The organism is Arthrobacter sp. sptzw42 (assembly GCF_059089685.1).
On record NZ_JBNHEX010000013.1, the window covers coordinates 17632 to 39914 of the forward strand.

21 protein-coding genes and 1 pseudogene are annotated in these 22283 nt (G+C 59.6%); 10 read left to right on the forward strand and 12 right to left on the reverse strand.

Annotated elements, in window-relative coordinates:
• Window positions 1-233: 233 nt before the first annotated feature.
• A pseudogene (locus tag AC5RT4_RS14745) lies at window positions 234-880 on the reverse strand (TetR/AcrR family transcriptional regulator).
• A 348-nt stretch (window positions 881-1228) separates the two neighbouring features.
• On the opposite strand from AC5RT4_RS14745, the gene AC5RT4_RS14750 reads away from it, so the two are divergent.
• The 3 genes from AC5RT4_RS14750 to AC5RT4_RS14760 all read left to right on the forward strand — a co-directional run bounded on the left by AC5RT4_RS14750 (window position 1229) and on the right by AC5RT4_RS14760 (window position 4050).
• Window positions 1229-1795, forward strand: a complete 567-nt coding sequence (locus tag AC5RT4_RS14750; RefSeq protein ID WP_494040213.1) for a recombinase family protein — start codon at window positions 1229-1231, stop codon at window positions 1793-1795.
• A gap of 116 nt (window positions 1796-1911) precedes the next feature.
• Entirely contained in the window at window positions 1912-3009 is a 1098-nt protein-coding gene (locus tag AC5RT4_RS14755) for an ATP-binding protein (protein ID WP_494106226.1), read from the forward strand.
• 738 nt (window positions 3010-3747) lie between these two features.
• Window positions 3748-4050: a DUF4193 domain-containing protein gene (locus AC5RT4_RS14760; RefSeq protein ID WP_494106227.1), complete on the forward strand. Its 303-nt coding sequence runs from the start codon at window positions 3748-3750 to the stop codon at window positions 4048-4050.
• 175 nt (window positions 4051-4225) lie between these two features.
• On the opposite strand, the gene AC5RT4_RS14765 is transcribed toward AC5RT4_RS14760, so the two are convergent.
• Window positions 4226-4615, reverse strand: a complete 390-nt coding sequence (locus AC5RT4_RS14765; protein WP_494106228.1) for a hypothetical protein — start codon at window positions 4613-4615, stop codon at window positions 4226-4228.
• 1269 nt (window positions 4616-5884) lie between these two features.
• Between AC5RT4_RS14765 and AC5RT4_RS14770 the strand changes: the two genes are divergently transcribed.
• Together AC5RT4_RS14770 and AC5RT4_RS14775 are read left to right on the forward strand one after the other, a co-directional pair.
• Window positions 5885-6943, forward strand: a complete 1059-nt coding sequence (locus tag AC5RT4_RS14770; protein WP_494106229.1) for a hypothetical protein — start codon at window positions 5885-5887, stop codon at window positions 6941-6943.
• On the forward strand, window positions 6940-8058 hold the full coding sequence (locus AC5RT4_RS14775; RefSeq protein ID WP_494040208.1) for a tyrosine/phenylalanine carboxypeptidase domain-containing protein: 1119 nt from the start codon (window positions 6940-6942) through the stop codon (window positions 8056-8058). Before AC5RT4_RS14770 ends, AC5RT4_RS14775 begins: the two co-directional genes overlap by 4 nt.
• Before the next feature lie 421 nt (window positions 8059-8479).
• Here the strand turns inward: AC5RT4_RS14775 and AC5RT4_RS14780 are convergent, their stop codons facing one another.
• Both AC5RT4_RS14780 and AC5RT4_RS14785 read right to left on the reverse strand, forming a co-directional pair.
• Complete coding sequence (locus AC5RT4_RS14780) at window positions 8480-9337, reverse strand: DUF4062 domain-containing protein (RefSeq protein ID WP_494106230.1); 858 nt, start codon at window positions 9335-9337, stop codon at window positions 8480-8482.
• A gap of 325 nt (window positions 9338-9662) precedes the next feature.
• Window positions 9663-10337: a plasmid pRiA4b ORF-3 family protein gene (locus AC5RT4_RS14785; protein WP_494106231.1), complete on the reverse strand. Its 675-nt coding sequence runs from the start codon at window positions 10335-10337 to the stop codon at window positions 9663-9665.
• A gap of 199 nt (window positions 10338-10536) precedes the next feature.
• On the opposite strand from AC5RT4_RS14785, the gene AC5RT4_RS14790 reads away from it, so the two are divergent.
• Window positions 10537-10731, forward strand: coding sequence for a hypothetical protein (locus AC5RT4_RS14790; RefSeq protein WP_494106232.1), 195 nt, complete (start codon window positions 10537-10539; stop codon window positions 10729-10731).
• A gap of 488 nt (window positions 10732-11219) precedes the next feature.
• On the opposite strand, the gene AC5RT4_RS14795 is transcribed toward AC5RT4_RS14790, so the two are convergent.
• From AC5RT4_RS14795 to AC5RT4_RS14805, 3 genes are all read right to left on the reverse strand, one after another.
• Entirely contained in the window at window positions 11220-11480 is a 261-nt protein-coding gene (locus AC5RT4_RS14795) for an alpha/beta fold hydrolase (protein WP_494106233.1), read from the reverse strand.
• Between the two features lie 125 nt (window positions 11481-11605).
• Window positions 11606-11743 carry an alpha/beta fold hydrolase gene (locus AC5RT4_RS14800; RefSeq protein ID WP_494106304.1) on the reverse strand — a complete coding sequence of 46 codons (138 nt, stop codon included), beginning with the start codon at window positions 11741-11743 and terminating at the stop codon, window positions 11606-11608.
• A 48-nt stretch (window positions 11744-11791) separates the two neighbouring features.
• A complete protein-coding gene (locus AC5RT4_RS14805; protein WP_494106234.1) occupies window positions 11792-11992 on the reverse strand; it encodes a hypothetical protein in 201 nt (66 codons plus the stop codon).
• 242 nt (window positions 11993-12234) lie between these two features.
• Between AC5RT4_RS14805 and AC5RT4_RS14810 the strand changes: the two genes are divergently transcribed.
• The 3 genes from AC5RT4_RS14810 to AC5RT4_RS14820 all read left to right on the forward strand — a co-directional run bounded on the left by AC5RT4_RS14810 (window position 12235) and on the right by AC5RT4_RS14820 (window position 15711).
• On the forward strand, window positions 12235-13044 hold the full coding sequence (locus AC5RT4_RS14810) for a PaaX family transcriptional regulator (protein ID WP_494106235.1): 810 nt from the start codon (window positions 12235-12237) through the stop codon (window positions 13042-13044).
• Window positions 13045-13261: 217 nt separating this feature from the next.
• Complete coding sequence (locus AC5RT4_RS14815) at window positions 13262-14038, forward strand: cyclase family protein (RefSeq protein WP_494106236.1); 777 nt, start codon at window positions 13262-13264, stop codon at window positions 14036-14038.
• Window positions 14035-15711 carry a thiamine pyrophosphate-binding protein gene (locus AC5RT4_RS14820; protein WP_494106237.1) on the forward strand — a complete coding sequence of 559 codons (1677 nt, stop codon included), beginning with the start codon at window positions 14035-14037 and terminating at the stop codon, window positions 15709-15711. The genes AC5RT4_RS14815 and AC5RT4_RS14820 overlap by 4 nt, the downstream gene beginning before the upstream one ends.
• 109 nt (window positions 15712-15820) lie before the next feature.
• Here the strand turns inward: AC5RT4_RS14820 and AC5RT4_RS14825 are convergent, their stop codons facing one another.
• The 5 genes from AC5RT4_RS14825 to AC5RT4_RS14845 are packed head-to-tail and all read right to left on the reverse strand — an operon-like array spanning window position 15821 to window position 20230.
• The gene (locus tag AC5RT4_RS14825) at window positions 15821-17269 is read right to left on the reverse strand and encodes an FAD-dependent oxidoreductase (RefSeq protein WP_494106238.1); all 1449 of its coding nucleotides are present in this window, start codon (window positions 17267-17269) and stop codon (window positions 15821-15823) included.
• A gap of 1 nt (window position 17270) precedes the next feature.
• Window positions 17271-17558: a (2Fe-2S)-binding protein gene (locus AC5RT4_RS14830; protein ID WP_494106239.1), complete on the reverse strand. Its 288-nt coding sequence runs from the start codon at window positions 17556-17558 to the stop codon at window positions 17271-17273.
• The gene (locus AC5RT4_RS14835; protein WP_494106240.1) at window positions 17551-18753 is read right to left on the reverse strand and encodes an NAD(P)/FAD-dependent oxidoreductase; all 1203 of its coding nucleotides are present in this window, start codon (window positions 18751-18753) and stop codon (window positions 17551-17553) included. Before AC5RT4_RS14835 ends, AC5RT4_RS14830 begins: the two co-directional genes overlap by 8 nt.
• Complete coding sequence (locus AC5RT4_RS14840) at window positions 18750-19682, reverse strand: dihydrodipicolinate synthase family protein (protein WP_494106241.1); 933 nt, start codon at window positions 19680-19682, stop codon at window positions 18750-18752. Before AC5RT4_RS14840 ends, AC5RT4_RS14835 begins: the two co-directional genes overlap by 4 nt.
• Window positions 19683-19693: 11 nt before the next feature.
• Complete coding sequence (locus AC5RT4_RS14845) at window positions 19694-20230, reverse strand: helix-turn-helix domain-containing protein (RefSeq protein WP_494106242.1); 537 nt, start codon at window positions 20228-20230, stop codon at window positions 19694-19696.
• A gap of 343 nt (window positions 20231-20573) precedes the next feature.
• On the opposite strand from AC5RT4_RS14845, the gene AC5RT4_RS14850 reads away from it, so the two are divergent.
• Window positions 20574-22250 carry a phytoene desaturase family protein gene (locus AC5RT4_RS14850; protein ID WP_494106243.1) on the forward strand — a complete coding sequence of 559 codons (1677 nt, stop codon included), beginning with the start codon at window positions 20574-20576 and terminating at the stop codon, window positions 22248-22250.
• Window positions 22251-22283: the final 33 nt, after the last annotated feature.

Below are 22283 nucleotides of genomic sequence, written 5' to 3' on the forward strand. Positions count from 1 at the left end.
GCAGTCACTCTAAGGGCACGTACCGGTGATCCCCCGAAGCCCCGCAAGCGAATCAAGCCGATCATTCGGCGGTCTAAGGCCGCTTGCGTTTCTGCCGCACAAAACTGGGTCGTGAAGGAGCAGATAGTAACGTCGAAAAGCCACCGTCGGTTCACTGCGGAACGGTCGGAGAAAAGGCGACGCGGTCAAGAGCTATCCACGTTGGCATGCCCCGGGTGACACCTCAGTCATTTCTAAGTCTCCTTGGGAAAGCGTGAAATACCCCGCCACGCCAGGCGGTAAACAAGCTCGCTGGCCGCGTCCATGCCAAGGGCAGCGCTGCCTTGTTCAGCGTTGTCCTCTACCCAATAACGTGCGCTTGATTGAGCCAGACCCATCAAAGCCCTACCCAGCAGTTCCGCTTCGACAAGCGGCAATTGAGCGTCCTCGCTGATGTGATTTGGGCAATTGCGCTGGCGAATCCACTTCTGAATGCCTCCCGCCTCACGCGGACGTCAGGATCATTACTCAGGCCGGATTCGAAGGCGAGGCGATAAGCACCATCGTCACGGGCAATGTAGCCAAAATAAGCCCGGATAGCATCATGCACCCGTTCTTTATTGAGCTTCGTGGAACGGACGGACTCCTGCAATACATCGCCGAGTGCCTTGAGGCTAATGTCCAGCAGCTCGAGGTACAGCCCACGCTTGGATGGGAAGTACTCGTACAGAACCGGCTTGCTCACATAGGCCGCTTGGGCAATATCGTCCATGTTGGCACCCTGGTAACCACTGGCTACAAAAACTTCCTGGGCTGCCTGCAGAAGCTGCAGTCGCCGCTCATCGCGTGCCACTGTATTCGGTGTCTGCTCAGCCGCTTGCGGGACTGTCTCACGCTTCACCCGTCTCTGGTCAACCACCAGGTACCCGCCTTCCTCCTGGACGCTCCACTGTACCCGCAGCGACTCGAGACCCGTCCCGCCTTGGAAACCGGGAGATGGAGTACGAGCGGGGCTCTCTGGAGTAGCGGAGGCGGCCATAGACATTGCCGCCGGTGTGATCAGAATTTGGGCGGACGCGCCGCGGTAATCTCCCTGGAAAGCTCGCGCCGCGCGGTCGGGCCGCCGCTCTCGGCACCCTGGTGCGTCAACTGAGTACACCCCAATCGGACAATTGATCGGTTAGGGTCTTGACTTCTTTGCAGGACGGTTCTAGAACTCAACCTCACAGACGGAAGTTTGGAGGCACCGATGACTGGACAGCGGATCGGGTACGTGCGCGTGAGCACTTTGGACCAGAACGAGAAACGTCAGCTTGAGGGCCATGTTCTGGACCGGGTCTTCACGGACAAGGCCTCAGGGAGGGACACGGCCAGGCCACAGCTCACGGAACTGCTACGGTTCGCCCGCGACGGGGACACTGTGGTTGTGCACAGCATGGACCGGCTTGCGCGAAACCTCGATGACTTGCGTGTTCTCGTCCAGGCCCTGACACGCAAGGGCGTGCGGGTGGAGTTCGTCAAAGAAAGCTTGGTCTTCACGGGAGAGGACTCCCCCATGGCCAACCTCATGCTCTCCGTCATGGGGGCCTTCGCCGAATTTGAGCGTTCCCTTATCCGGGAACGCCAAAAGGAAGGGATCGCCCTGGCCAAGCAGCGCGGCGTTTACAAAGGCCGGAAAAAGACCCTAACGCCGGAACGGGCGGCTGAACTGGTCCAGCGTGCCGGCAGCGGTGTACCGAAAGCCTTACTCGCCCGTGACTACGGAATCAGCCGCGAAACCGTCTACCAGTACCTGCGCCACGCCAAACTGGAATGAGCGCCGCCCCCTGTAACCTCCAGTAAACAGACAGAGTGGTCAGCCCTTTGAATCGACAAGAGTGTAGACTCACAAGCGCTCACAAGACTCACAAGGACTCACAGAAGTTGTTTTGGATGAGGAATCCCTTCCGCCCCACGGCAGGCGCCACTCCCCCGGAACTCATAGGACGCGAGGGCACCCTCGACGAGTTCGAGTACGGCCTGCAGCTCGGTTCCGGGGCACCTGGATTGCTGACCATCATCACCGGCGCCAGAGGCATCGGCAAGACCGCCCTGCTGAGCGCAGCTCAGGACAAAGCGCGGGAGCAAGGATGGATCGTGATTTCCGAAACCGCCACGGCCGGCTTCGTTGGGAGGATCGGCGAGACCATGCGGCTTCACGTGGAGGAACTCGGCTCCGGCCCCAGCGGCCGCAGGATTACCGCCCTCGGCGTGGCAGGCTTCACCGTGACCACGCAGCTGCCGCCCGAGCGCCAGGTCGATTGGCGACGGCTGGGCGGCCAGCTCCTGAACCTACTCGCCGAGAAAAGGACCGGGCTGCTCTTTACCGTCGATGAGATCCACGCGGCCGACCGCGCAGAGCTGTCCCAGCTTGCCGCGGACGTCCAGCATTTCATCCGGGACGGCCTTCCGATAGGTCTCATCTTCGCCGGACTTCCAGCAGCGGTCTCGGACCTGCTCAACGAGGGAGTCGCGACCTTCCTGCGCCGGGCAGACCGCATCGACCTCCATGCCGCGGCCGTCAAGGAAGTCGAGCGTTCCTTCACAGACACCTTCAGGCAAGCCGGAATCAGGATCAGCGACGAAGAGATCCGGCACGCAGCACAGGCAACCGGGGGCTACCCCTTCCTGATCCAACTCATCGGCTACCAGCTCTGGAGGCAAGCTGAAATCAATGACCTTGCCCTTGAGGAGGAAAACGTCACCCAAGCGATCCGTGCCGCGACCCGGCGCCACGAAATGACAGTCATAGAAGCCGCCCTCTCCACGGCCTCAGACAAGGACAAAGACTTCCTCCATGCCATGGCCCAGGACGAGGGGCCTGTTGCCGCCGGCGACATCGGAAAAAGGCTCAATGCCAAGAGCAACGTCGTGGCCAACTACCGCGCCCGTTTAATCGCCGCTGGACTCATCGAAGCCCCAGCGTACGGCAAGGTCGACTTCGCCATCCCGGGCCTTCGCGAGTACCTCCACAAAATACGCGGCACATAGCCGACCTCAGCGAGCATAAAACTGGATCCGACAACCAACCCGACAGAATATCCACTATCGGCTCTTAAAACACGCGGGGGAGTACCCCTGAAAAGGGTGTCTTCGGTGGTGATAAACGGGGATGACTTTGGCAGGGCTTGCCTCCAGTAAACGAGGTGACGGCCTGCCATCCGGGTTCCGTAGATTCAATTGGAGCGCTGCACCTTTTTGCGCTTCAGGCAAGCCACGTGGCGGTCTTGCTAGTGGCCTTGTCCAAGTCCGGCCTGCTCCATCATTTCTATCAGGCAAGGGTACTTGGCATAACGGCTATCGGCCGACAGGCGGCAGTGGCAGCAACAACCCCGGGGCTTTCATCGCTAAGGGAGGCAGTGGCGGAGGAGTGGCGTCCGGTTCATTTTGGGACCGCCCTTGGTCTTACAAGTGCGGAGCGGCGGCGGCGAGCCCGTGGGTTGCCAGTTCCCAGCAGTTTCTAAGGTTGCAGGGGTCATAATGAACTGAAGCTTCGGTCAACCGCTATTTGACCGGAGCTTCGCCAAATTCTGGCGCAGGTGTTGTGAATCCTGAAGCACCAGTTACGTCCTGAGTATTTATTGGTCTGCGGAGGGCGAAGTGTTGGCCGCACGCCTCATGCGCTCCAACATTCCTTGTGTCTGTTTCGAGGAACAACCGCGTAACCGCGTACGTTACAGTCTCGTCCGAAATGAGCACGAGAGAGACAGAGAAGGAAGAAGCACCTACGTGGCAGCCGACTATGACGAAGTCCGTTCAGACGTCAAGGAATCCCAGAAGCGTTCCCTGGAGGACTTGCAGTCCGCGAACGCCCCAGATGCCCGCAGCGTCGTCACCGAGCTGGACGAGGCCGATGCCCTCGACGAAGGGCTGACACCTGGTGGTGAAATCATCTCCGACGAGCTCGTCGTGCAGGTGATTCCACAGGCCGCGGACGAGTTCACCTGCTATTCCTGTTTCCTCGTTCGGCACCGGTCGCAGCTGGCGCGGGAAAACAATGGCCATTCCTACTGCATCGAATGCGAAGGTTGACGTAAATTACTCAGGACGCCCGGGGGACCCAGCGGCTGCTCACGCAAAACGCCCGGCTGGAACTTCCAGCCGGGCGTTTTGCGTAATTTACTACCTAGCACCTAAGGGACAGGTGACACCCGCGACCCCGAGAAAGCGCTTTGGTCGCGGGGGCTGCGGCCCTTCTTTTCTGTGACTAGCGGCAGCGCCATCCGAGCATGCCTTGGTTAGCCCATGGGCGATAGTTGGCGGTGAATGCTACGCAGTTTCCGCGGTTGACCCATCCCTTCGCGATCAGGATATGGCCGGCCAGTCCGGCGGCGATGGGGACAGTGAGCGGCCCAGCGTTGAATTTGGGCACTCGTCCCTTGCTCAGGGCTACTGTTTCGTTCCAGTCGAGGTACACCGTGCATTGCCCGTTGCCGCAGTAGGACGATGCGGCCTGGGAAGGCGCAGCGGTCGCAAGACCAACGCCGGCCATCAGGCCCAAGGTGACCAAGAGAGCTGCCACCTTGCGGACAAAGGACTTGGCCATGCTCTTTCCGCGTGCGGGTCCACCTGGCTGCTGAGTATGTGTCGTTTCCATGGTTGCCTCCATTTTCGGTCCTGACTCGATCTCCCGAGTGAATGAAGCCTACATCAGTCACTTCACTGCTGTGAATAGATTTTCACTGCATACTAGAAAATCATGTTGTCTTGCATAACCTACTGTTGGAGCATAGGCTGATTCAACTACCTCTACGAGCTTGCGAGATTTATGGACTTCCTGCGTGTGCTGCCCCCGCCTCCTGCTGCTTCAGGTGGGCGAAGAACGGAAGTCACTGCGATAAAGCTGGCGCGGCATGTGGCAGTTCTTTTCGGCGTGGATGTGCCTGATAATCCCACTGGAGCGGTTTGGGTTTGTGATTTCAACAAGGTCGCGGTCGGGGACATTGGACGGGGTGGACCTAAAGACACCCGGAGAGACGCTGGACATCTGCCAAAAAGAGGTTGGTATCTTGTGGGCCGATCTCTGGTGGCCGGCCCTTCCGGTAAAGAAGGGGATGCTGCCACAGTTTCAGCTACTCCTGTGGAAAAACTTGACGAAATCCCCGCTGCTACCCTCAACCGATTCGCACCCGACACGAAAGCCGCAGCTATCCTGGCTGGCGCAGACACGCTTTTTACGCAGGTTGAGGACACCTTTCGGGAAACCATAAGGGTTCTGGGCACTCTTGACGACGGCACGTCTTTGGCTGACTTCATGCGCGTTGGCGTATGGGCGTCCCTCATAGCAGAGGTGTATCGGGAACAACCAGCATTATTTACTGCTGCCGTCCAAGCGCGATTGACGCAACGGGCTGCCTTGTCCACGTGGATGCCTCGACTTCATGAGGACGAGGCAGCGGGCAGCGCCGGGTCCGAATTTGGGCAGTCCGATGAAGGCAAATGGGAACCCCTAAGTCTTTGCATACTCGACCGAGTCGTACGGGAGTACGTCCGCCCTTCTATCGGTTCGACAAGCATTTCCGGTGAGGACCTTCAAGACCCCAACCGCGAGTATCTGGTTGATGGTTTGGTGGACCGCTGGTGCCGGCACCTGACTCAGTCACCAGACCGCGGTCTTGCCTGGGTTGTCCAAAAAGGGCAGAACCGAGCCGTTGAAGTTCATCAATCCGCCCAAATACCACTTGGGCGATTCATAGCGGAGGTTCTACTCCTTTCGCCGATGATCGTTCCTTTCGGCACTACGACAAGCCCCCGAAGTTGGCAACCATTCGATCCCCGAGAAGCATCTCACAGGCTGAGGGTACGCCCTCGCATCCCTTCGCTAGCTGAACTAAGCCCGATGCCGGAAAGATCCAAACTAGCCGTTGTGCACTCGCTCATCTGCCTGCATCGAGTGCTCCGCACAAATTCAAAGTTCAACCACAAAGAGATGCTGAAAGAAGTAAGCGCTGACCAAGAGCGCGTCGCCGCGATCTCCACCGCTCTATGGGGCAAAGAGGCACCCATGAGCGTGACCGCAAGACTTCTATGGATACGCGGAAGGGTTTCGGCCGGGCGGGAAGCGGACCCAGACTTCGCCGATGAACACTGGCCTCAACTGCTTCAGGACCTCCACCTATGTCGCCAGCTAAGAGAGCAGGGGAAAATCTCTGTTGGCGAGTGGGTTGATCTGTTCAGCACCACATCGCCGGACGTCAACGGTCGAATCCGCGACCTTAACGCCCGCGGTCAAACGAAGGAAGCAAAAAGCCTTCGAGAAAGCCTCCTGGACGGCTGGCGGGAACTCTTCAACCTCCTTGAGATAGACCTGAAGCGAGAAATCGAAAAGACCTCCACAGCGGGGACCCCCGACCCGGCACTCCTCCGGCTCGCCCCCTTGCTTCACAATTACACCGGCGTAGCAGTCCGGTCCGATGACCAACAACAAAGACTTGAAGCTGTCCGGTTTGGATCACTTGTCCTTCTTCCTCTTCGCCGCCTCATCGCCCAAGACCGGGGCAATGACACAGCAGCGCGTCAGACCATGCAAGTAATTTCCGGCGCCGCCGGGCGCTTGGTCATGGAAACACATGATGACTCTGTGCGGCGCGAAATGCTTCGACTTTCAAACGATCTCCTAGGCGACCTCCTGAACACCACACTTGTCACGGAGCTTCTCAATGGTGACAGGCCACCAGTTAAAGCAGCCGATCTCAACGCCCTGAACGCTATAGCCGAAACGGCGTTGAACCTACTGGAAGCCGACCCCACAACAGCCTCCGTTGACTACCAACTTCTTGGAAAAATCATCAATCTAGCTGAAGACGCCTTAACCGCTGTAGCCGATGGACAAGACCCAAACCAAAAAAATGCAAGCGAACGGGCACGAAAAGTCGGCCTCAACAGAGAACGATGGTTGCGATTAGGAGAGGCCGAACGGCCATGACCCAACGCATCCTCACAGCGCTTGAAAGCATTGCCAAAAACTTCTCCACCAGCACATGGACGCAACCCCACAATGCGCCATCTCACCGGGAAGCCCTCGCCAAGGCCATTCAGGAAGGACGCCCCGAATACCCGCACGCCTTCCACTACCCAGAAATTGACATAGCTGGCTACCTCAGCGCACTCGACGACGTCTCCGACATGGCACGTACAGATTTGTCCGGAGACCTCCTTATCGGCGTCGAAGAGCACCTGCACCAGTGCCGGGCAAGGGCAGTCTCCCTGGCATCCGGCGACGACGACGAATACCGGCACGCTGCAGTTTCCCTCGATGGCCTCCCGCATCCCGACTTAGTAAGGGAAGCGATGTCAATATTGGAGCAACCCGTTCATTCGGCAGGTACAAACCAAGCGTCTGTAACGGCCGAAGCCCTTGCCGGCCGCTTCAAAAAGGCCCTGTCAAAGTACAGCCTGAATGAATGGACTGTGGAAACCAGCACGCATATGTCAGCCAGGGCGAGCGTAAACGGTCCCCTAAAACGCCTACGGATCCGCTCTAATACTTCCTTCACTCCAGATGACGCCAACAGGCTCCTCGTGCACGAGGTTGGGGGCCACGTCCTCCGCTGGGAAAATGCCAGGCAGCAAGTGGAACCACTAGCCGCCCTAACCATGGGCTCCACAGTAGCCACCGAAGAAGGCCTCGCATTGTGGGGAGAATCAACCGCAGGTTACCTCAACCCCACAACACTCCGTACATACGCAGCACGGGTAATCGCTGTCAATCAAGCACGAGAAAAAGGAGTTCTCGCAATAGCAGCGAACCTCCAAGAAAGCATCGGCAGGGAAGCAGCCGTAGAAACAGCTCTAAGAGTCAAACGCGGCCTGAAAAACCCAAATGCTCAAGGCGGCCTGACCAAGGACTGGGGATACCTAGGTGGACTGAACTTGATCAGAAGTCTTTCCCGGACCAACAAAGCAGGGCTGGAAGTCATGCAGGCCGTGAAATGGTCGGTGGACTACTTGCCTCTAGCGATGAGCCTCTGTGAGAACAACAGACTTAGAGGCCCTGCATTGCGCTTGGACTTAGAACGACTCGGAGTGCCAATCGACTGATGACTCCTTCGTATTCACACCACGACGGCACAATGTGAGTTCATAGTCGCTGGTAGAGGGGTAACCGCTCAGTACTAGTCGCGCCGTTCTCAGCCCGTTCTGATTGGGCAACAAGAGTGTTAGGTGTATTCTGAACATAACAAATTACTTGACGCTTAAAGCAAGCAACTTTACATAAAATAATTATCGGCGTTCCAAAATGGGCGGGGGAGTGCCTGCAAAAGGGCGGATTTTCTGGGCGTTTCTCCCGTAAATCCGGAAGCCAACACTGCTCAATTTACTTGCGATTTGCGGCGGGGCTTTCCAGGAAGGAAAGCTCAAGGTGCATCGGAAGTTCCTACGTCGCCGAACCTGCGTCTTGACGTGCGTCCTTGGTGGGGCGGCTGGGCTTTCTCAGTCTGGGCTTGCCGTGCCAAATGAGCTAACCCACGTGAAATTCCTGTTCCTTGGATTCGCCGTTCTCCGCCCACCGAATTCGGAGGATGTCAGGGGAACTACCACCCATGGTGTACATGACGTTCAAGCGCCGGGTTTGTCCCCCATGGATTATGGTCGGGGTTCCGTCGTGGGCTAGGTGCATGCTGGTTTGTTCGCCGACAGGCTCAAAGACGACCTCTTGCGCATCCTGATCACCCTCATTCGTTATATCGATCCAATGCCTCGTTGTATAACGCGGTTTGCCGTTCTTGTCGTAGTCGCGAACTTCCCGTTCCTGCTGCGGTTGCACAGAAAAGCGCACGCCTTGCGTTGCGGGTTTGGTAACCGGAACGCCAAGTGAGAGTTTCGCAATGTCATACTCGATTGTTTTCCATACCTCATGTTCGAGCTGACTGGGGTTGTTGAATTCGCCCAGGAGTCCTCGTTGGCTGATCTCAGTCCGAAAGGCGCGTAGTCCTTCGAGCTGTTTGATATCCACGTCATTGGGCAGCGGCGCCGTCGAGAAGTAAAGGTGAACCGGCTTGCCCTGCTCAATGGCTCGTTCAATCTCTTCCACGGTTCCGGACACGGCCTCAGGAGTCGGTGAACCGAGTCGGCCGCCGAAGAGGGCGAAAACGATGTCAGATTCATCAACGCCTTGCGCATTAATCAGCGACTGCGGATGTGCTCCCAGGACGGGAACTGATGAGGTCTCCCAACGCCAAGGTTGCAGGATCGTTTGCTTGGACTCCGCGTTGGCCCCGTTCCACCCATGAATTGCCGATTCGACCGCATTGCGTGCCTCAATCGTGTCCGACGGTGAAGCGATCATGACCCGAAGAACGTTTGCTGTATAGACCATGCCCTCAACGCTAACTGAAAGCACCGACACTCTTAGGCGGGGTTGCTGCTGGCGAAACGGTGTACTCAGGACCGGCGAATGCCCGATGGGATGCGCCCACCATGCGGCGCCATGGGCCCTTTGCGTGTTCGTTTGTTCGGTTTAGTGTCGTAGCAAGGCCGGCAGGGTGGACGTCATCTTCTGCTGGTGTCGCGAGGCATTGGGAGGCCTCCAATACAGTGCGTCGCCCGCAAAGGAATCAACTCCCCCAGCTTGACAGAATCTCCATTATCGGCTCTTCAAAACAGGCAGGGGAGTGCCCCGAAAAGGGGCTGTTTCCTGCCCGTCACTTACGGCGTTTTTCCCCAGACTGCGTACGTCGGAACTGCTCAGCCAGCGCCCGGGTTACGGCGGGAATGTCGAGGAAGGCAGGGTCAAAAGGCGCATTGGAGCCGGTTATGTCGGCGACCCAGGCTGAGTGCTCAGCGTGGTCAGGGTGCGTCGGGTCGGCCAGCGCGTCCATGATCTCTTCGTACCCGGGTAAACCTCCGGAGTCTTCCAAGGGGCCGCGCCGGGCGCCATCGATCAGCCGGGCGGGCGGACTGTCTTCGTCCGCGGGCCGGCGGGAAACCAGCTCAAGCCGGTGAAGCCAGCTGTCTCCAAAGTCGTACTCGTAGAACGCTTCGGCTGAGCCCAATGTAAGCAGCTGATCCAGGGAGCAATCCTCTTCGGGCCTGTCGCCCGGTTCTTCACACTGCTGTCCTGGGAGCCACTGCGGGACTTCCGGAAATTCGCCGTCGACCGGCCGTAGCGGCGCGAACGGGTCGCTTGTTACAAACCTGTGCAGGTGCGCGTCGTCCCAGCCAAATGCTGCCTGCAGGACCTGATGCACCTGGCTCAAAGCCAGGGAGCCCCGGAGCTCGAATCGACGCCAAATCTCAGGCGCGCTGTCGACCAGCGCCACGCGAACTTCCAGGACCGAGTCCTGTCCAACCCCGGTCTCGGCCTCAAATTTGTCCATGGCACCAATCATTACAGGCCTCAAGGTCCTTCTTCTCGGACGGGTGACCTCTCCCCCGCCGCGCGCCTATAGCTTGACGAAAGATCCGTTATCGGCGTTCGAAAATGGGCGGGGGAGTGACCTAAAGAAGGCCTACTTCCGCCAGTGTTTACGCGGCTTTTGCCCCGAAAGACGCGCCGCTCAGGAGCGGTCCGCCAAGGTGGCGCGTCTCCCGGAAGCCCTCAGCCTCGGCCTGGCCGATCTGGACACCGCTGCCCTAAAGGGCGCCCGACCGCGCCAATTGACGCAGGCAATTGCCGCCTGGATCTACGAAACGACAGACCTCGACGGCGTTACCTTCGCCTCCCGCCACGGCAATGTCCTACAGCTGGGCAGTCTTCGAGCGGCCAGGTGACCCAGCCGTTAGCCCGAAGTCCCGGGGAATCAGTTGTGAGAAATCCATCACGACAGCGACGCCATCCGCCACATCTTCGGGATGCTCGGGCTGACCTGGAAGAGCGACTAAGCATCCCCTGCGTCTGTCGACTAAACAACGGAGTATCCAATAACGGCCTTAGATCTGGGCCTTGGGATGAAGTAGCAGGCTAGCTAAAAGCCAGGCCGAACCACGACGTGGACACCGGTAGCGTACCTCCGAACACTGATCGGAACTCTTCGTCGAGAAGTGCGCCGATGCACAATTCCTGCGAATTTTCCTTGGCCTCATCAGAGTGTGAACCAGACATTTTTGTCTCCTAGGGAAGGGTCACTTGTCATGTTCGCGGGCGTTCATGTGGCTACAGCTTATACTGCTTCTGTGACGCTCGTAAATAGAAAGCTATAAACTCCTGAGGCGTGGGGATTCTTCCGGCTGACTAGCTGCCCCGCGTTTGTCCAAAAAATTCAAGTACTGCCGGGGTGACCTGGGGGGGCGAATTTCTCAAAGAAGCCATGCCTACTTCCGGGATAGACCTGAAGGTCAGCCCCGGGGATCCTTCCGGCGAGCAGACGGGCGTTTGCAGCCGGCGTCATGAGATCGTCCTCTCCGTGGAGGATGAGCGTCGGGGTCATGATTGAGGGCAAGAGGTCCCAGACGTCGTGGTGCCTGCTTGCCTTGCGGTGGGCTGCCAACTCCTGCTGATTCATCGAGGCATCACCGAGCATAGAACTGTCCTGGGATGAATGCGGCCATGCCGGCGTGTAGAACAGGTCATGCAAAACGCGTAGTCTGCCGGCTGCGTTGGCCTGGGCGAGTGCGGCATTGACCTCCCGGGAGCGCCGACGGCGTGCTACCCGCCAGGGGTCGTGCACGCCAGAACCAACGCGTTCACCCTGTCCGGGTAGCGCGCTGCGAGCATTTGGGCGATCCGCCCACCCATTGAGGTGCCGTAAACGTAAGCAGAGGAGATGCCGGCGCTTTGAAGAATTTCTACAGCATCAGTCGCGAAACGCTCCGTAGTCCACTCAGCGACGGGTCAGCGGCTCGAACCAGTCCCCCGGTAGTCCATCGTGATGGTCCGGAACTCAGACTCAAAGGCGTCCCGAAGACCATTCCACCAGGTGTGGGAATTCGCCTGTCCCTTGAGCAGGAGAAGCGCAGGCAAACTGGCAGCACCGCCCACCTGGGCTGCGAGGTCAATACCATCACTGGTATGACAGGCAAGTTCTGTGAGCAACCTCGAACTCCTTCTGCGCTGTGAAGCATGACCGGTTCCATCTGAGCACAAATCGCGCGAAGGGTTGCACCGGCTCCCGCTAACGGAAGCATATATAGCGACACCACCCGGCCTTCTCTCCTAAGTGCCTGCCGCCGTTGGACACCTGTAGCCTAGAAAGACAGTCAAATTCAAGGTTGAGGTGTTGCGTGGCTCGAGATACTGCCGCTCCCGACGTTGTCCCCATGCCCAGGCACCAGCACATGATCGTGACGGTGTACGGACTGTACGCCCGGGGAGACCGGGGGGCGTTTGCGGTTTCCGATCTGATAAGACTCCTTAGCGACCTTGGGGTGGAATCAGCAGGGGTACGGTCGTCGGTGTCACGGTTGAAAAAGCGCGGTATTCTGGAGAGCACCAAACAAGGCCGCTCCGCCGGATACCGGCTGGCACCAGGGCTGGAAGATGTGTTCCGAGCAGGAGACGAACGCATTTTTTCCCGCCGCAGAGCGACTACCGACGACGAGTGGATTCTCACGTCATTCTCGATTCCTGAGTCCCAGCGACATCTCCGCCACAGGCTGCGAACTATCTTGACGCGCATTGGCTGCGGCCAAGTGTCACCTGGGCTGTGGATCGCCCCGGGCAATCTGGCATCCGAGGTCAGTCAGCAGTTGGAACGCGCTGGGCTGGCTGACTACGTCGACCTCTTCCGTGGAGCCCATCTTGCCGTGGGAGACATTCGTTCCAAAGTCCGTCAATGGTGGGATCTTTCCTCCCTTGACGCCTTGTACGCCGACTTCATCGAACAGCACCGGCCGGTGCTGGAACGCTGGGAGCAACGCTCTGAACGCGACGACGTCTCGCCCGAGACGCTGAGGCAGGCATTTGCTGACTATGTACCCATGGTCACCCAGTGGCGCCGATTGCCTTACATGGATCCTGGACTGCCGGAAGGGTACCTGCCCGAGAACTGGTCAGGATTGGCAGGAGAGGAACTCTTTGCCAGGCTGCATGCCATGCTGGGACCAAAGGCCGAGCGTTACGCGCACTCCGTTATCAGCGGGACCTAGCCTCCTCTGCAGCCCTACACCGGACAGCCGTCTCGACATAATTTTTTGATCGCAAAGAAAACGCTACACATCTGCGATAAGCGCGGGTAGACTCTCCTCAACTCCCCTCGGGAGAATGTGCCTTCTTGCGTGGTCCCCCGCGCTTCCATGACTAATGCGTGTACGGCAGCTTCAGGAGCAGGCACTCGAACCATCCGCGTCCGGTAAAAGGAGAAAAATGTCTGTTCTAACAGGGCTCGCGGGAGCCCTTGCCGACGGTTCGACAGAACTTATCGATCTGACCACTCCCCTCACCAGCGAGACACCGATTCTTAGGCTTCCGGACCCTTTTGCCAACACAGTCGGATTGAGCCTCTCGCCAGTGAGTAACTTCGATGAAGCCGGCCCTGCATGGGCCTGGAACGATGTGTCCATTGGAGAACATGCCGGTACTCACCTGGATGCGCCCGTGCATTGGGTCTCCGGCAGAAACGGCAAATCCGTGGATCAGATTGAGCCCTCCCGACTTGTCGGTCCGCTGGTTGTCATCGACAAAACCGAGCAAGCGGAGGAAAACCCCGATTTCCTGCTTGAACCCGAGCACTTTGAAGCGTGGGAACAGGAACACGGGCCGCTTCCAGCCAACTGTTGGGTAATTTACCGGACAGGCTGGTCCCGACGGGGCGGCAGCGCTGCTGACTTCATCAATGCCGATGATGCCGGACCTCACACTCCCGGCGTGTCAGCACGAGGAGCCAAGTGGATGGCAGAAAACGACAGCATCAGCGGCTTCGGCGTTGAAACCGTTGGCATTGACGCCGGCCAGGCAGGCACATTCGATCCGATGTTCCCGGCGCACGAATACCTCTTGGGAGCAGACAAGTACGGCTTGACGTCTTTGCGGAACGTGGATCAGCTCCCCATTATTGGCGCCATGATCGCGGTGGCGCCGCTTCCCATCGTCGGCGGGACCGGAAGCCCGGCACGTGTGTATGCACTGGTGGAACGCTCATGAGCTGGGACGTCCGCGTTTCTACCCTGGTCGGCAAGACGCTGGCCAAGCTCGGCGTGGGACATGTTTTTGGCGTGGTGGGCAGCGGCAACTTTGATGTCACGAACACGCTGGTTCAAGAGGGCGTTCCCTACACAGCTGCCAGGCATGAAGGTGGCGCGGCCACAATGGCGGATGCCTACGGCCGGATGTCAGGCAAGGTAGGCGTGGTCAGTACGCATCAGGGCTGCGGCCTCACCAACGCCATCACAGGCATCGGTGAAGCTGCAAAGAGCCGGACCCCGATGCTTGTGCTGACGGCCGACACTCAGGGCGCTGCCGTCCGATCCAATTTCAAGATCGACCAGGACGGGCTGGCCCGCAGCGTCGGCGCCGTGGCCGAGCGTATACATTCCCCCGAATCTGCCGTGGCTGATACGGTCCGCGCGTACCGCACAGCGGTAAATGAGCGCAGGACAGTGGTGTTGAGCCTGCCGTTGGACGTCCAGTCAGCGTCTGCTCCCGACACTGTCGGGGCCGTGGAACTTCAGGAACCGGCACGACTGCGTCCCGATCCTGCAGCGGTCACGCAGTTGGTTCAGCTCATTCAGAAGGCCGAGCGTCCTGTCTTTGTTGCCGGCCGTGGCGGCCGCGGTGCCAGGGACGCCTTACTCGACCTGGCTGAGCATGCGGGGGCGCTCGTCGCCACTTCGGCTGTAGCCAATGGACTGTTTAATGGAGCCTCTTTTAACCTCGGCATCTCTGGCGGCTTCTCTTCGCCGCTCACTGCGGAACTGATCAGCGGAGCCGACCTCATCGTTGGGTGGGGTTGCACGTTGAACATGTGGACCATGCGGCACGGCCGCCTGATATCACCCGCGGCCAGCGTCGTCCAGGTCGATGTTGAGGATGCGTCCTTGGGCGCTAATCGGAAGATCTCACTGGGGATCTTGGGAGATTCAGCTCTGACCGCCGCGGACGTCCTTTCAGAATTGAAAGCTGTCCAGCCGAGTCCTCAAGAGAAATACCGCACCGAAGACAACGCTCTTTCCATCAAACAGGCTTCACGCTGGCGCGACGTGGAGACACCGGATCTTTCCACGACCGGCGTGATTGATCCTCGTGTGCTGAGCCGTGAACTGGATTCACTGCTTCCTGCCGAACGGATCGTTTCGGTCGATTCAGGAAACTTCATGGGATATCCGAGCCAGTACCTGTCGGTTCCCGATGAGTTTGGTTTCTGCTTTACGCAGGCATTCCAGGCCATCGGCCTCGGACTCTACACGGCTATCGGAGCAGCGACGGCCCAGCCCGCGCGGCTACCGGTACTGGGTGCCGGTGATGGCGGGTTCCTCATGGGCATCAGCGAACTGGAAACGGCCGTCCGTCTCAAACTGCCCTTGGTCTGCATTATTTACAACGACAACGCTTATGGGGCCGAAGTCCACCATTTCGCCGAGGCTGACAGGTCCGCCGACCTGGGCAGCGTTACGTTCCCCGAGACGGACATTGCCGCCGTGGCCCGCGGTTTCGGTGCCGAAGGCGTGACGGTCCGAACGGTAGCGGATCTTGAGCCGGTGAAGGACTGGGTAGCAGACTTCCAGGCAGGAACCCAAAGCCGTCCCCTGGTGATCGATGCCAAAATCGCCTCTGACGGAGGCTCATGGTGGCTTGCTGAGGCTTTTCAAGGCCACTGACAACAAGGCATGAGCTGCACACAAAGAAGGGCCGGATCCGCATTTTGCGGATCCGGCCCTTCTCTTTGTCGATCACACCGTCAGGCCTGCCCCGGCGTTGTCCGTTGGTTTAGCCGGCCTGCACTGGGTCAGCGTCATCTAGTACGGTCAGTGCGGCCACGGGGACGGGCTTGACAGGAATATGCGCAGTGAAAGCGCCAACCTGCGGGGCTGGCCGGCCACGCTCCGCAGCAACGATAGAGGACACTGTTATCTCGCAGTACCGTCCTTGGCACGGTCCCATCCCGCTGCGGCATTCCAGTTTGACGGCACTAACGGTGGACATCTCCGGGTTTTCCGCGAGGACCTCCTTGATGTGGCCACAGGTGGTTTCCTCGCAACGGCAGACGATCGTCTCCTGCGTTGCCAATGCGGCCAACGCCCCGCGTCGAGGCTCAAACATCTGTTGAACTACCGTGGAAAAATGCTCAGCCTGGCGGACTTTTCTGCGGGCGGCGGCGATTTCCTTCGTCGCTACGGCGCGCTTGGCCAAGCCGAGATCTTCGGCAATGGCAGCTCCGGCCAGGGCACCCTCAGCACGGGATTGTTCGGCACCAGCGACCCCTGTCGGTTCGCCCGCGACGTAGATTCCGGGAGAACTGGTCTGCATCCGGTCGTCGTGGGCCACGACCCATCCACCTTTGGGAGAGTCCCACTGCATTTCGCAGCCTGCCTGCCTGGCCAGCTCGGTGGAGGGCAGGAAGCCATAACCTAGGACCAGGGTGGTGGCGTCGATGCGGCGGGGTCGACCGGTTACGTTCCAGTCCCTATCCACGGGCGAAAGTTCCACAGCCTCCACAAGGTCTTTGCCGATTGCTCGGGTGGCGATGGTGTTGGTGCTGATCTTGACGCCAGCCTTGATCAGTCGGGCCACGGCCATGCCCGTCTCGGCGAAGAGTCTGAGATGGCCAGGCACCGCAGGGAGGCTGCGAGCCGCCTCAGCCGCACCGGGCAATCCACGTGCAAACGCTACTTCGGCAATGTCAGCCCCGGAGGCAAGCAGTTGCTCCGCGACGACGATCAACAGGGGATGCGATCCGGCCAAAACGAGGCGCCTACCGGCCACCAGCCGTTGGCTTTTGATGAAGCCCTGAACGGCGCCGGCCATCATCACACCGGGCAGTGTCCATCCGGGGATCGCTACAGGCAGATCATAGGCACCGGTGGCGATCAGCACCCGCTTAGCAGGGATGCGCTCGGCGCCACCGGGGCCATTGACTGCCAGTTGTATCTGGTTGTCGCCGTCTTCCTTATCGCGGAAGATTCCAAATGCTGTCGCCGTGTGTTTCCAGGTAATGGAGGGACGGGATTCAGCCTCGTCGAGGAGCGCGTGTGCCCACGGGTAGCCCGCCGAGAATTTGGTCTTGGCTCCGGTAAATTCCTTAGGTGGCCGGCGAAAGATCTGTCCGCCAGGTCGTCGTTGTTCATCAATGACCAGCACCGACGCGCCGTGGGCCGCGGCTGCCAGGGCGGCCGAGATGCCGGCGGGCCCAGCGCCGATGATCGCGAGGTCAATCATGTCAGACTCTCTTCTGGGATTGGATGTTCATTCCCTCGAGCGCATCCGTCAGGCATGCCCGCGTCAGGGGTGTCCCATCGACAACGACGCTGCAGTCGAAGCAGGTACCCATGTTGCAAAGCGGCTGCCGCGGTGCCCCGCTGGGCAAAGTATTGAAGGCATGGACATCCGCTGCCAGCAGTGCAGTCGCGATCGTCTCGCCGCGGAAGCACTCAATGCCTTTGCCGTCGAAGTCGAACTTAATTGCTTCCCCGCGTTCTCCGGGCAACCGGCGGCTGCTGTCAGACATGTGCTTTGTCTCCATATCGGCTGGGGTCATAGGCGCTAAGGTCCATGTTTGGTGTTTTGCCTTGGGCGAGGTCACTGAGCACGCGCGCGAAGCTCGGGCCCAGCGTGAAGGCGGAACCCCCTGTGGCAACAAAGACCCCAGGACATCCTGTGACGGGGCCGACCAGGGGCAGCTGGTCGGGGGTTACCGTGGTCGTGCCCACCCAGCTGCGCAACGCCGGAAGGCCGGCTATCGTGGGCACTACGCCTATGGCTGCCCTGGCGTTTCCAGCCACTGATGCGCGCAACAGCTCCGGGCGCCGATCAAAGTCAGGGCGTCCAGAAGAATCGGTGGCCAGTCTGGCTGGCCAGCCGCCGCCAATCAGCACATTTCCGTCCAACGATTGTTTGAGTGAGAGTCTTGTACCTGCGTGCTGGACGAGATGCGGAATGAATCTCTCGGTCTTCATCGTCACTGTCATCGTCAACGCCAGCGGAATGGTGGGCAGGTGGGCCCCGAGCATGGTGCCAAGTTCTGTGGTCCAGACTCCGGGTGCCAGCATCACGGATTCCGTGTCGAAGGTCTCACGAACCAGGGCACCATCGGGGGCTGTGAATTCCGTTGTCACAAGCCATCGCCCGCAGGAGCGCGCGAAGGACACTACCTTGGTCCGAGTGCGGATATCGGCGCCGAGCCGTGAGGCACCACGTGCCAGTGCAGGGCCTGCCGTGCGGGTATCAGCCTTGCCCTCGATCGGACAGAATGCTGCTGCCACCACGCTCTTTGACAGATACGGGGCTTTCTCGCGCACCTCGTCCCCGGACAGCAGATGGACGTCGAGCCCCCACTGGCGCTCCAACGCCGATTTCTTCTCCAGTACCAGGGCCTGCTCGGCGTTTTCGGCCAGCATCAAACCGCCCTTTTGAACGACGCCGAGGGATTCTCCGAGCTCCTCACCGAGGCTTGCCCACAGCCGGGCTGCCTCCAGGTGAAGGGGCATCGCCTCCGCGGCTTGCCGCGCCGCCTCCAGGCCTTGCTCCACCATCCGGTATTCGAGCTGGAAGTGAAGGCTGCCGGCGTTCTGGCCGGATGCGTGCTGGTTGAGCTGATCGCGTTCAAGCAACACCACATCGGCGCCGTCACGGACGGTCATCCACGCGATCGCGCAGCCGAGCAGCCCTCCACCGATGACAACGACGTCACAACGGGTCGTCATGACAATGTGGTCGTCTCAATACCAAGTTCGTTGAGAGTGGATTCAACGATGGAAACTTCGGCCGCGTTGAGTTCCAGGAGGGGATCGCGGACAAATCCGGCCGGGACGCCACGGAGGCGAAGGGCGGTTTTCATGATCGATTGCGCATTTCCGAACTGTGCACCGTAATCCTGAGTAAACCACCGCTGCATCACAACACGGTCGCGGGCACCCAGTTCCAGGGCACGCTCCTTGTCGCCGGCCGCAAGAGCGCGCCAAAAGTCAGGATGGTCCGAACCGAGCGGCGCTCCGGAGCCCATCAGCCCATCGCCGTAGCCCAGCGTGACCAAATCAGCACCCAGTGCGTTTGTGGGAATCCCGAAGTAGCGGACCCTGTCGCTCAGTTCATACAGGCCGGTCAAAAATTTCCCAAAGTCACCGGTGGAGTTCTTAATCGCTACCACGTTCTCGATCTCGGCCAGCTCGGCCAGCAATTCCGGATCCAAGTCGACAATGCAGCCACGCGGCCAGTTATAGATGCAAATCGGGATATCTGTGGCGTCTGAGATGTCCTGGTAAAACTTAACCGTCTCCTTGCGGGTCGGCACCACATACGGCGGGGGCGTAACCAAAATGCCGTCCAGGCCTGCCTTCTCCGCGGCCTTTGCATGACGAATGGCCTCGCCTTGGGTCAGCGAGTTGCAGCCCCCCAGGACCCACATTTTTCCGTCCGCATTGCGGGCGCCTTCGCTAAAGAGCGTTGCACGTTCCTCGTCAGTGAGGCTAAACCACTCGCCGGTAGTGCCGGCAAGCACAACGCCATGCATGCGCTGCTCGCCCATCCATCCCATCTGCTTTTCGAACGCAGCAAGGTCCAGAGCGCCCTCACGGTTGAAGGGGGTAGTGATCGCCGGGATGTATCCGGTCCACTGAACGGTATTGCGATCCACTACGGGACCTCCTAAGGAGTCGGTGGGTTCACCGAAAGGATGAACTCCACAAGTTCTGTGCCGTTGTTGCAGTAGCGGTGGGGTAGCCGGGAATCCAGGGTGATCGCATCGCCGGCCTTCACCTCATGTGACGCTTCGCCGACAATCGCTGTCAGCGTGCCCTGTATGACATACGCGCACTCCAGCGCAGCGTGCGACCACAGCTCGTCACTGGAAGTCTCGCCAGGACCCAGAAGACCCCGGAGCACCTCCAGCTGGCCGTTGCCGGGGGCCAGCCGTTCGTACTGAATATGCCCTTTGGGCGACGTGATCCTCGAGCGCTCCCCGGCGTGACTGATGTGCACCGCAGGCACAGCCACTTCTTCGAAGAGAGCTGAAATGCCTTGGCCGAAAACGTTGGCAAGCAGGCGCAAAGAACGCAAACTCGGCTCTGTGACGCCCCGCTCAATCTGGCTAAGCATGGTCGGGGACAGCCCCGTTTCCGACGCCAGCGTGCGCAGGCTCATGCCGTGAGAGGAGCGCAGTTCTTTGAGTTTGATGCCGACCATACGCCCTAGCATACAGCAGAAGTGCACAAAAATTTATAGTCACACTATACGAATACGCGGACATTGCGATCACGCCCAGCGCGAATGAGAAGCGATAACTCGCTGAAACAAGGGATTTTTAGCATGCATCGATTGCATTTGGCTTCGGCACGCGCAGCGAATTTGTTCAATGCTATTGCATGTCGCCCAGGGCTTGTGGATACTGGGTGCACATCAACGTTCGATGGTGAGCGCACCTCTGGTCCATGACTTTTAGTCCTTCAGGTCTGCGCGAACGAACGCCGCGGACTGGGCTTTCCACGCTTTCTATGCCTGCCCCATCACCGTAATTACAGGAGTTCTCATGCAAACCGTTGACGTAGTTGTGATTGGAGCCGGAATCCACGGCCTGGTCAGCGCCACCATTCTGGCCGACAGCGGCCTCGATGTCCTTGTCCTGGAGCAGGGAGACCATATTGGCGGGGCGATCGCCAGCGGGGAGGTGACGTTGCCCGGCTACACTCACGACCTTTACGCAATGAGCATGAACTTGTTTGTGGTGTCTCCGTTCTACGCCAAGTACGGTGAGGAACTTCGCGGGCATGGCCTCAATTTCGTGGCATCCAACCACCCATACGCGTCGGCTTTTCCCGACGGGACCAGCCTGCGGGTCAGCACCGACACCGAAGAAACAGCCCTTATGTGGAAGCAGCATTCCGCCGAGGATGCCAAGGGCTGGGAACGCCTCGGACGGTTATACAACGATTTCACGCAGGTCTACTTCCCGCTGTATGTGCAGCCGTTGCCATCGAAGTCCGTGGTCTCAGCGCTGCGAGCTGCGTGGAAGGTGCGGAAGTCGACTCCCCTTTCCGAGTTGGCGCCGCTGATGCTGTCCTCAACGCGCACATTCGGCGACCGCTATTTCAGCACCCCGGAGGCAAAGTCGCTGGCTGCGGCCTGGGGGATGCACCTGGATTTCGCTCCGGACGTGGCTTCGGGTGCTCTCTTCCCGCTGCTGGAGCTGTACGGAAACATGCTCGGCGGCATGAGCATTGTTGAGGGCGGCGCCGGGAAGCTTCCCGAAGCAATAGCGGCCGTCCTCCATGCCCGCGGGGGAACCATTCGCACCGGGGCTAATGTGACCCAGGTGATAACGGGACCCGAAGGGGTCACCGGCGTTCAGCTAAAATCCGGTGAGACGATCGAAGTGCGGCAGGGAGTTGTTTCGACAACGCCCTTGCCGCTTTTGGTCGATCGCCTCCTCAGTGATCAGGCGACTCCGACATCCATGCAGGACGCTGCGAAGAGCTACGCCTTTGGCCCTGGCACTATGATGATCCATCTGGCGCTGGACGGTCCCATCCCCTGGCAGGATTCCCGGCTGGCGGATGTCACCTATGTTCATCTCGGTCCTTACGTGGACGACATGGCCCGCACGTACCAGCAGGCTAAAGCCGGCATCCTCCCGGACGAGCCGTTACTCGTGATCGGCCAAGCAAGCGCGGTTGACCCCAGCCGGGTCTCCACTCCTGGCCACCATACGGCCTGGGTTGAAGTCCGAATGCTTCCTGGTGAGATCACCGGTGACGCCGCGGGTGACCTCGGCGGCTCCACTTGGGACGAGGCCTCCGGCCCGTTCACTGAACGCATTCTGGACAAGCTAGAGCGCTACGCCCCGGGACTCCGGAAGCATGTCCTCGGTTCCACCACCCTGACACCCCTGGACCTTGAACGGGCAAACCCGAATCTGGTAGGCGGAGACTCCGTGAGTGGCAGCCACCACCAGCACCAGCTGTTCGGGATGCGGCCGTCCCTGGAGCTGGCGCGTTACGCCACCCCCATCAAGGGTCTCTACATCGCCGGAGCGGGCACATGGCCCGGCGGTGGCGTCAATGCGGTCTCCGGTCAATTGGCGGCCGAACGTCTTCTTCGCGATCGCCGGGAGCAGACGGACGGCGCTTTGGGAGGCTTACGCCGAAACGGGCTTCAGATCCTTCAGCGCATTCGCAGCGCCGCTCAAAAGGCCACGGTAAGCAAGTAGCAGGGCCTCGTGCGACTGGGCACGAGACCCTGG